Source organism: Thalassomonas sp. RHCl1, assembly GCF_947387555.1.
In the GTDB taxonomy this organism is placed as follows: Bacteria; Pseudomonadota; Gammaproteobacteria; order Enterobacterales; family Alteromonadaceae; genus Thalassomonas.
In genome coordinates, this window is the sequence record NZ_CANDNZ010000012.1 from 148,239 (window position 1) to 157,704 (window position 9,466).

The 9,466-nt window shown below is 48.4% G+C and carries 10 protein-coding genes and 1 tRNA gene; 7 read left to right on the top strand and 4 right to left on the bottom strand.

Annotated features, from left to right (window positions below):
* Positions 1 to 31: 31 nt before the first annotated feature.
* Entirely contained in the window at positions 32 to 448 is a 417-nt protein-coding gene (locus QL234_RS25510; protein WP_281560580.1) for a VOC family protein, read from the top strand.
* Positions 449 to 503: 55 nt separating this feature from the next.
* On the opposite strand, the gene QL234_RS25515 is transcribed toward QL234_RS25510, so the two are convergent.
* A complete protein-coding gene (locus QL234_RS25515; protein WP_281560581.1) occupies positions 504 to 977 on the bottom strand; it encodes an Lrp/AsnC family transcriptional regulator in 474 nt (157 codons plus the stop codon).
* 148 nt (positions 978 to 1,125) lie between these two features.
* On the opposite strand from QL234_RS25515, the gene QL234_RS25520 reads away from it, so the two are divergent.
* From QL234_RS25520 to QL234_RS25530, 3 genes are all read left to right on the top strand, one after another.
* Positions 1,126 to 2,151 (top strand): diaminopropionate ammonia-lyase, encoded by a 1,026-nt coding sequence (locus QL234_RS25520; protein WP_281560582.1) that lies wholly within the window; start codon positions 1,126 to 1,128, stop codon positions 2,149 to 2,151.
* A gap of 159 nt (positions 2,152 to 2,310) precedes the next feature.
* Entirely contained in the window at positions 2,311 to 2,739 is a 429-nt protein-coding gene (locus QL234_RS25525) for a GNAT family N-acetyltransferase (RefSeq protein WP_281560583.1), read from the top strand.
* A 90-nt stretch (positions 2,740 to 2,829) separates the two neighbouring features.
* On the top strand, positions 2,830 to 3,732 hold the full coding sequence (locus QL234_RS25530; RefSeq protein ID WP_281560584.1) for a DMT family transporter: 903 nt from the start codon (positions 2,830 to 2,832) through the stop codon (positions 3,730 to 3,732).
* A gap of 31 nt (positions 3,733 to 3,763) precedes the next feature.
* Here QL234_RS25530 and QL234_RS25535 read toward each other — a convergent pair whose 3' ends face one another.
* Positions 3,764 to 4,960, bottom strand: a complete 1,197-nt coding sequence (locus QL234_RS25535) for a benzoate/H(+) symporter BenE family transporter (RefSeq protein ID WP_281560585.1) — start codon at positions 4,958 to 4,960, stop codon at positions 3,764 to 3,766.
* 148 nt (positions 4,961 to 5,108) lie between these two features.
* Between QL234_RS25535 and QL234_RS25540 the strand changes: the two genes are divergently transcribed.
* Together QL234_RS25540 and QL234_RS25545 are read left to right on the top strand one after the other, a co-directional pair.
* Positions 5,109 to 5,666 (top strand): XRE family transcriptional regulator, encoded by a 558-nt coding sequence (locus QL234_RS25540; RefSeq protein WP_281560586.1) that lies wholly within the window; start codon positions 5,109 to 5,111, stop codon positions 5,664 to 5,666.
* A 116-nt stretch (positions 5,667 to 5,782) separates the two neighbouring features.
* Complete coding sequence (locus tag QL234_RS25545) at positions 5,783 to 6,049, top strand: hypothetical protein (RefSeq protein WP_281560587.1); 267 nt, start codon at positions 5,783 to 5,785, stop codon at positions 6,047 to 6,049.
* A gap of 80 nt (positions 6,050 to 6,129) precedes the next feature.
* Here the strand turns inward: QL234_RS25545 and QL234_RS25550 are convergent, their stop codons facing one another.
* Both QL234_RS25550 and gltX read right to left on the bottom strand, forming a co-directional pair.
* Positions 6,130 to 7,470: a DEAD/DEAH box helicase gene (locus tag QL234_RS25550; RefSeq protein WP_281560588.1), complete on the bottom strand. Its 1,341-nt coding sequence runs from the start codon at positions 7,468 to 7,470 to the stop codon at positions 6,130 to 6,132.
* A 247-nt stretch (positions 7,471 to 7,717) separates the two neighbouring features.
* On the bottom strand, positions 7,718 to 9,130 hold the full coding sequence (gene gltX, locus QL234_RS25555) for a glutamate--tRNA ligase (RefSeq protein ID WP_281560589.1): 1,413 nt from the start codon (positions 9,128 to 9,130) through the stop codon (positions 7,718 to 7,720).
* Between the two features lie 260 nt (positions 9,131 to 9,390).
* On the opposite strand from gltX, the gene QL234_RS25560 reads away from it, so the two are divergent.
* Positions 9,391 to 9,466: transfer RNA gene (locus QL234_RS25560), tRNA-Val, on the top strand.

Genomic DNA, 9,466 nt, shown 5'->3' on the forward strand with positions numbered 1-9,466 from the left:
GCTTCATCAGCAATAAGGCCCAAAAGTAAACATGACCATCTCCCTCACCCATATCGCTTTACATGTAAAAGATTTACGTGCCTGTGTCGAGTTTTACCAGCAATATGCCGGTCTCAATATTATCCGCGAGCGCAGACCCCAGGGCATAGACGGTAAGCCTATCGTCTGGATGGCAGAGACAGGCAAAGAGCATGACTTTATTTTGGTGATGCTGCCCGGCGGACCGGAAAAGTACCAACAAAGCAATGACTTTTCCCATCTGGGTTTTGCCATGACCAGTAAACAGGCGGTCGATGACATCGCACTCAGGGCAAAACAGGACGGTATCCTGGTCTGGCCCTGCAAACAAGAGCCCTATCCGGTCGGATATTATTGCGGCATCAAAGATCCCGATGGCAATTTCGTTGAATTCAGTTTTGGTCAACCGCTGGGACCGGGTGCCGAATAACACATCTAAAAAAGTTCCCCGCAGGCAGCTAAAACCTTTACCCAGTCAAGCTCACTCATGTGAGCAAGCCACTGAGATCGACATTAAGCCCTACTTTCTTTTTGCCCATCACCACCGAGGTTTTAAAACGACGGACATTATTATTATTAAAAAATAACCTCTGGGTTAAGGCTTCAAAACCTTTCATATCTGCGGCGCTGCAAATCAGGCAAAAGTCGGCTTCACCGGTAATATAATAACATTGCTGCACCTGGGGGTCGGCTAATACCAGCCGCGAGAATGCATCAATTTGATCCGGACGCTCCCGCTCCATCTCCACCATCACAATAAAACTCATCGGCTGGCCCAGTTTGTCCGGGTCGAGCAGCGCCACCTCCCGGGTGATCATTTGCTTATCCCTGAGCTGTTTCAGCCTGCGCTGCACCGAAGCCACCGACAGCGAAGCGATTTCCGCCAGCGCCTCAAGCCCGATACGGGCATTTTCCTGCACTGCTGCCAGGATACGTATATCTGCCTGATCTAATTCCACAATGAAAATATTTCCCAAAAAATAAGCCATATATGAGTAATTTTATCAAAAATCAGCAAAAACCGACATAAAACAGGTAAACACTTATTTTAAAATAAGCTCATCAAATCAGCTAAATGAACCCAAGCAATCATCAGGGTAGAAAAATATGTTTAATTGCCAGCAACCGAAAGCACTGCTACAGGCCTGTCCGGTTTACCGGGAAAGCCCGCTCACCAGACTCAGCTACCAGGGACAAAACATCCTGTTCAAAGATGAAAGCAAACGCATGGGACTGGGCTCTTTCAAAGCCCTTGGCGGTTTCTATGCCCTGGCCCGGTTGATAGCACAAGCTCTTGAAAAACAAACAGGAAAAGCGGTTGCTCCCGGGGAGTACTTATCCGAGAAAATGCAGGCAACGGCTAAAACCATGACTTTTGTCTGCGCCAGTGCCGGCAACCATGGCTTAGCGGTCGCCGCCGGGGCAAAAATATTCTCAGCCCGTGCCCGGATTCATCTGGCCGAGACAGTACCGGAAAGTTTTGCCGCACGTTTACGGGATAAAGGTGCACAAGTGATGCGCTCAGGCGCAAACTATGAAGCAAGTATGGCGGCAGCCATTAAAGATGCCGAGCAAACGGGAGCGGTTCATCTTTGTGACAGCTCCTGGCCCGGTTATACCGAAATCCCCCGCCTGGTGATGGAAGGCTACACTGTCATTGCCGAGGAAATGCGCCAGGCTTTTCAGCAGCAAAATAACTGGCCAAGCCATGTATTTTTACAGGCAGGCGTTGGCGGTTTGGCCGCAGCCATCACCTTTATGATCCGGGCGCACTGGCAAGTCCAACCAAAAATTATCATAGTCGAGCCTGAGCTGGCCCCCTGTCTGCAGCAAAGTATCCACAAAGGAGAAATCTGCACGGTATCGGGAGGAGTTTCCAATATGGGGCGCCTTGATTGTAAAACCCCTTCCCTGTTGGCGTTTGATGTTTTACAACACCAGGCAGACAGCTTTGTTACTGTATCTGAGCAAGAAGCAATAAACGCCGCATCGATAGCAAAAGATCTCGGCTTAGCGACAACCACATCGGGCGCTGCCGGTTTAGCCGCACTGCTCAAGAACCGGCTCGTCAACAGTCGGCCTTTGGTCTTCATCACAGAACAAGCTGCCGGCGAAATAGAAGCAACCGGATAAGTTATTAGCACAGAAGCTGTGCGAGGCTGTTGCAAAACCTTTGATAAAACAAATCAGATAAAGAAGCGGGATGAAACAAAAAACTGGCTGCTTACCGCCTAAGCCGTTATCATCTCCCTTTTTATCCCCTTCTAAAATACCGGCAGATAGAGGTCATTGATGCGTTTTACTTTCGTTCAGGCAACAGCAGATGATAAAGCTTACCTGCTGCAACTGCGCAAATTAACTATGGTTGAGCACCTGGAAAAGTCAGGCCAGTTTCTCACGGAGGAAGAGCATCTTTTCAGGCTCGAAGATGCTTATGAATGTTCCCACATCATCTTTTACCAAGAGAATAAAATTGGCACATTAAAGTACCAAGAGCAAAACGAGAGCCTCGAAATCATGCAACTCCAGATTTCCCCCGAATACCAGGGACAAGGTTTAGGTAAAAAAATCCTGCAGCAAATATTACAACAGGCAAAAAATAAAACCGTGGAACTGACAGTATTAAAAGAAAACCCGGCCCTTAACTTATATAAAAGGCTTGGTTTCACCATTACGGGAGAAGATGAATACGAGTTTCATATGCAGGCTAAGCCTTGCTAACACCTTCACTCATAAAGCTGCCGATAAAACAGCAGCTTTCTCAATTCTTTAGTTATCAATCCTTATATAAAAATTTATCAGGTTCACAGTTTGTCACACTCCGTTAACTCCCCGAAATTATCCTTTATTTTACTGGCGATAACCTCCGCCATCTGTATGGGTACCATAGGCACACTGGCGCGTTTTGCCGCTTTGCCCGCCGAGCACATCACCTTTTACCGTTTGTTTTTAGGCGCCCTGTGCCTGCTAGTCTATATGCTGGCCTCATCCAAACGCAGCCAGATTTTACATAAACCGGGTAAACGCACTTTAGTCAACGGCGCCATGTTAGCCGGCTTTATGTTTTTTTATATCCAGGCAATGAACTATACCAGCATGGCCAATGCCGTGATGATGGTGTACCTGGCCCCCTTAGTCAGTGCCGTATTCGCACATTTTATCTTTAAAGAGCGCCTGGCCTTTGCCAATGTCTTAGCCATCGCCATCGCATTACTGGGGTTTGCCATGATGATGCAGTTTTCACTAGCTGCCTCAGGCTCAGAAAACGAAGCGTTAGGCCTGTTTTACGGGGTATTGTCACTGCTGACCTACAGCGGCTTTATGCTCATCAACCGTAAACCGGACAAATCGACTCCATACCAGAGCACCTTAGTGCAGTTGCTCACCGGCGCCTTGTGCCTGCTGCCGCTAATGCTGGTTTCGACACCTGAAATATCTGCCGCTCAGGCCTTGTGGTTATTGGCCATCGGCATCATCCCGGGTTTTATTGCCATCTTATGCGCGGTAAAAGCACTGAGAAACTTACCTGCGGTCACTTTTGGTACTTTGGCTTATGTTGAGCCGGTTGCCGTGGTCTGCTTTGCCTGGTCGCTTTTTGCCGAAACCTTAACGCCTCTGCAATTAAGCGGTTGTACACTGATCATTCTGGCCGGCATCAGCCAGGGCGTATTAACGCAAAGAGCCAGCGCCAGGGCTGTAAAAACAGCAGCATGAACCAAGCCAGATAACCCGGCTTGATTAACCCTTAAGTGCTTTGTCTTGCGATATAGGCTTTTCTGATCCCCGGCGCGACAGACTTTTGCAAGTGATAAGCCAGCAGCCCGATAACCAGACCCCAGAAGGCACTGCCGATCCCCGCCAGATTGATACCGGAAGCCGTCACTAAAAAGGTTAATAACGCCGCTTCCCGTTCATGATGATCACTCAGGGAAGCGGATAAACTATTGCCTATGGTGCCCAGTAACGCCAGCCCGGCAAGGGCCATCACCAGCTCGGTTGGAAAGGCGGCAAATAAGGCAACAACACTTGCCCCAAAGATACCGGTGAGCAGATAAAAGCCCCCGGCCCACACCGAGGCCAGGTAACGTCTATTCGGATCAACGCCCGCCTCTTTCCCCTGACAAATAGCCGCGGTGATCGCCGCCAGGTTAAAGGCAAAACCGCCAAATGGCGCCAGCACCACACCGGTAAATCCGGTACAGGTGATCAGCGGAGACACAGGTGTCTGATAACCGTTTGCCCTCAGGGCTGCGACCCCCGGAACATTTTGTGATGCCATGGTCACAATAAATAGCGGGATACCAACACCGATTAATTGCGCGAAACTAAAGTCCGGCGTCACCCAAACAGGCGCCGACAGCTGCCAGCTAAGATTATCGAGTTGCAGCTGCCCCTGAAAAAAAGCGACACCGCCGCCGGTTAACAGCACCAGCGGAATAACATAACGGGGCAAGGCCTGTTTGAATAGCATATAAACCGCCAGCATGCCCCCCACCAGTAAAAACTCATCATTCAAAACCTTAAAAATATCCATGCCAAATTGCAGCAAAACGCCGGCAAGCATGCCGCCGGCCAAAGACGCAGGCACATGGCGCATGATCTTTTCAAACCAGCCGGTGATGCCGCACAGCAAAATCAAACTCGAACTAAAAATAAAGATGCCCACCGCTTCGTTTAAAGACGTTGTCGATAAGGCGGTCACCAGTAATGCCGCTCCCGGTGTCGACCAGGCGGTTAAGATTGGGGTGCGAAAATACAGCGACAGCCCGATACTGCTCACTCCCATGCCTATGCCTAATGCCCACAACCAGGAGCTTATTTGCGTGGCCGATGCCCCGGCAGCTTCCGCCGCCTGAAAGATGATCACGGCGGCACTGGTATAACCCACCAGTACCGCGACAAAACCGGCGCAAATATGCGACACGCTGAAAAACCTCATCATATTAGAAACTCCCGATATTGACCCCATCCGCTCCACCTCTTACAATCATTTGTGCGCTATAACGTCCATTTACTTAAAGTAGCATTTGTGCGTTATAACGTACAAGCTTTTTTTAAACACTTTTCAGCCCATTAAAATGGAAATCCCGATGCAAGCACTCGATCAGTACCTGGCCCGAACATTAAAAACACAAAGAAAAGAAAAAGGCTGGAGCCTGGACCGGGCAGCAAAAGAAACCGGCGTCAGCAAAGCCATGTTAGGTCAGATAGAGCGGGGAGAGTCGAGCCCGACAGTGGCCACCTTGTGGAAAATAGCCAGTGGTTTTCATTTATCCCTGTCCACTTTTCTTGAACCGCCGGTAACCGACGCTGAACAAACCGTGATCCGCTCAAGCGCCGAGCTGCGTCGCCAGCCAGCCAGCGATCAAATGCTGGTGGCTCCGCTGTTCCCCTTCGAAGCCCGCTTTGGTTTTGAATTGTTTGAATTAACCCTGCAGCCGGGGTACAAGCGTCTTGCCGAGCCTCACGAAAAAGGCGTCACTGAGCATGTGATAGTCACCAGCGGGGAAATGGAATTACTGGTTGACGGTCAGTGGTTGGTCCTGAACAAGGGCTCTGCGGTAAGGTTTGCCGCCGACAAACCACACGGTTACCGGAACCTTCATCAGGCACCTGCGGTATTCCACAGTTTGATCCACTATCCTTAGGGCATCAAATACTCCTTCGTTATTTCACACACAATAATACAGTTACAAAAATAGTGATTATAATGAATAAGATATAAGTTTACTTTTTAACCTGTCAGCTAAAAGGAAGAGTTGCCGTGGCATTAACGCAAAAACAACAAGAGCAGGCAATGGAACACCTGGATCTACATTTCAAGGACAACCGGCGTTGTTATGTTTGCGGCAAAAATCAGTGGGTCATTCATCCCCAGCTTTATGAGTTAATGAAATTACCCATAGGCGGCGCCGACCCGGAAAGATCTTTAATCCCGCTACTGGTGATAGAGTGTGCCGACTGCGGCCATACCGTCAGTTTTAATGCCAAAAAAGCAGGACTGCTGTCAAAAACAGCTTTCGGGGAATAAGATGTCACAACAAACTGGCAAGAGTTTGGCAGCAGGTCAAGCTTCAGGCCCGCTGCCGGTAGCGCCTTTAATAATAAAGACTAGCTTTCTTCGTTATCCTCATGTTCCTGCAAGCCGCCTTTGCGGCGAAGCACCGGCATATCCCCGGCATCCTCGGCAAAATGAAAGGTTTTATTGCTGGCTTTGCGCGTCTGGCCGGTCTTTTTCTTAACCGGTTTTTTCTTCACCCCGGCCTGCTTTTTATCGCCGGTCGCCGCTTTTTTCGGTTTCAGGCCTTTAAACTTAGCCTTTAAGCCTTCAACTTGCTCAAAGCTAAAGTTTTGCTGCAAGAAAGCTTCGATATTTTTAAAACTCCACCAGTCTTTCGGCCCGACAAAAGAGATGGCATCCCCTTTACTGCCGGCGCGGCCGGTACGACCGATACGGTGAACAAATTCTTCACTGTGCTTGGGCAAGTCAAAGTTAATCACATGGGAGACATTGGTTAAATCCAGGCCACGGGAAGCAAGATCTGTGGTGATCAGAATTTTTTGTTGGCCTTTACTGAAGCCATCCATGATCTGATTACGCTGGCTCTGGTTTAAATCACCGCTTAGGGCCACAGTGCTTAAGCCTTGGGCCGATAACTCTTTCGACAGGCGCTCGGTATCGGTCCGGGTAGCAGTGAATATAATCATCTGCTGATAATCTTCAGCGCTGAGGAAATGCTCAAGCAAAGCCTGTTTATGATCTAAGTGATCACACAGGTAAAAACGTTTATTGATGTCTTTGTGCTCGGTATGGGCATGGCCGATAGCAATACGCTTAGGTTTATTTAACAGCTCTAAAGCAAAGTCATTTACCTGGGCATGATCCAGGGTCGCAGAAAACATCAGGGTTTGGCGTTTTCGGTGATCGGCGGCTTTATTGATTTGCGCCAGCTGCTTGGAAAAGCCCAAGTCCAGCATGCGGTCCGCTTCATCGAGAATCAACAGCTCTAAGCCGTTTAAATAAAAATGTCCCTGCGATAAGTGATCCGCCAGCCGCCCCGGGGTGGCAACGATGAACTGCGGATCTTTCTCCAGCACTTTCACCTGGTCATTAAAGTTTTCACCGCCGAGGATCAATACCGATTTAAATTGTGTGCCCGAGGTAAATAAACGCAACTGGGCAAAGACCTGTTTCGCCAGTTCACGGGTCGGCGTTAAAATCACCACCCGGGGATCGCGCTTGGCTAACGGCCGATTTTTGATCAAACGCTGCATCGCAGGCAGCAAGTAGGCCAAGGTTTTACCCGACCCTGTTTTAGACGATGCAATTAAATCATGTCCCGACATGGCCGCAGGTATGGCCTGATGTTGAATTTCCGTGGCCTGTTCAAAGCCCATATGTTCAATGGCGGATAACAACCTTTTATCTAAGCCAAATTCATTAAATTGCAAGCTAAACTCCAAAACAAGGTGTGCCGCACTAGTATAGTCAAATTATCCCATACTATTGGCCAAAACTATTGGCCTAAAAAAGGCTTAAGTGCCGACACTAAAATAAGGTACATCACCTGCAGCTCTCTACAGGTAAACTTGATAGTAAAAATACAGCCGGTAAAAGTGAATAACTGATACCGGCTGTAGATAAATTCTCGGGAAGTCAGGCAATGATTTTCACACCTACCTCCCGGATTAAAAGCCATTAACTATTGGCAATGCGCTCTTCGATAAAAGCCAACGCCATATCAATACGGGCAAGCACTTTGTCTTTATCCATTAATGCCAGGGTAATATCCAGTGACGGGGAATTACCTGCACCGGTTGCAGCAACACGCAGCGGCATACCCACTTTACCCATGCCCAGCTCCAGCTCTTCGGCAGTGGCATTGATGGCCTCATGGATAGCATCCCCTTGCCAGTTCTCCAGTGCGCTCAGCTTGGCTTTTACCAGCTCAAGCGGCTCTTTGGCGACCGGACGTAAGTGTTTTTTACCGGCAGCGGCGTCAAACTCGGTGAAGTCCTGGTAGAAATAACGGCTGATCTGCGCCATTTCTTTTAACGTTTTCACCCGATCAGCCTGTACTTTAACAATTTCGGCTAATGCCGGGCCGTTATCTGTGCTGATGCCCTGATCTTCCATGTGCCAGGCCAGGTGCGAGGCAACATATTCCGGATCCAGGGTTTTCATATAATGCTGGTTAACCCAGATAAGCTTATCGGTATTAAAAGCAGACGGCGCACGGTTACAGCCGGTTAAGTCAAATAACTCGATCATTTCTTCACGGGAGAAGATTTCCTGATCGCCGTGAGACCAGCCCAAACGTACTAAATAGTTAAGCAGGGCTTCCGGCAGGTAACCGTCATCCCGGTATTGCATCACACTTACCGCGCCATGGCGTTTTGATAAACGTTTGCCGTCATCCCCTAAAATCATCGGGATATGGGCATAAACAGGTAATGGCGCCCCTAAAGCATTTAAGATATTAATTTGTCTCGGGGTATTGTTGACGTGATCGTCACCGCGTACCACATGGCTGACTTTCATATCCCAGTCATCGACCACCACCGTCAGGTTATAAGTAGGAGAACCGTCGGAGCGGGCAATGATCAGATCGTCCAGCTCTTTATTGGAAATAACAATTTCACCTTTGACCGCATCCTTAATCACCACATCCCCTTCTAAAGGGTTCTTAAAGCGGATCACATAAGGTTTATCTGCCGGGTAGTCGGTGCGCTCACGCCACATACCGTTGTAACGTTCGTTTTCACCTTTAGCACGCGCTTCTTCGCGCATTGCTTCTACTTCTTCAGCAGTACAGTAACAACGATAGGCATGACCGGTTTCAATCAGCTGGTCAATCACTTCTTTATAACGGTCAAAACGCTTGGTTTGAAAATAAGGACCATGAGTCCAGTCAAGGTTTAACCAGTTCATACCGTCCATAATGGCATCGACAGAGGCCTGGGTGGAACGCTCGAGATCGGTATCTTCTATACGCAGAATAAAATCACCGCCATTTTTCTTGGCGTATAACCAGCTATATAAAGCGGTACGGGCGCCGCCTACATGTAAATATCCGGTCGGGCTTGGTGCAAATCGGGTTGTTAATGTCATATTATTCTCATCTTGCTTATCTGCCGGTATAAAGGTGATACCAGCAGATACTATTTTTAGCCTAAAAAATCTGGCGCTATTTTATCAGGCTAATGAATTGAATACACCTATTGTCGCGATTTGTCTGTTAAAAGATCACTAATTAATCAGGATGTTGAAAATTAAAGCAGTTAGTAAAATAAGATGAAAAAAAGCGGTTTTATTCCTTGGTTTTTGTTGACAGCCTTTTCGATCTCCCTATAATACGCCCCCACAAAGACGGACGATTAGCTCAGTTGGGAGAGCACCGCCCTTACAAGGCGGGGGTCACTGGTTCAAGCCCAGTATCGTCCACCA

What these genes read in the sequence shown, in the direction of transcription:
- QL234_RS25510 (WP_281560580.1), top strand. Translation starts at nt 32, where the DNA reads ATGACCATCTCCCTCACCCATATCGCTTTACATGTAAAAGATTTACGT.
- QL234_RS25520 (WP_281560582.1), top strand. Translation starts at nt 1,126, where the DNA reads ATGTTTAATTGCCAGCAACCGAAAGCACTGCTACAGGCCTGTCCGGTT.
- QL234_RS25525 (WP_281560583.1), top strand. Translation starts at nt 2,311, where the DNA reads ATGCGTTTTACTTTCGTTCAGGCAACAGCAGATGATAAAGCTTACCTG.
- QL234_RS25535 (WP_281560585.1), bottom strand. Translation starts at nt 4,960, where the DNA reads ATGATGAGGTTTTTCAGCGTGTCGCATATTTGCGCCGGTTTTGTCGCG.
- QL234_RS25540 (WP_281560586.1), top strand. Translation starts at nt 5,109, where the DNA reads ATGCAAGCACTCGATCAGTACCTGGCCCGAACATTAAAAACACAAAGA.
- gltX (WP_281560589.1), bottom strand. Translation starts at nt 9,130, where the DNA reads ATGACATTAACAACCCGATTTGCACCAAGCCCGACCGGATATTTACAT.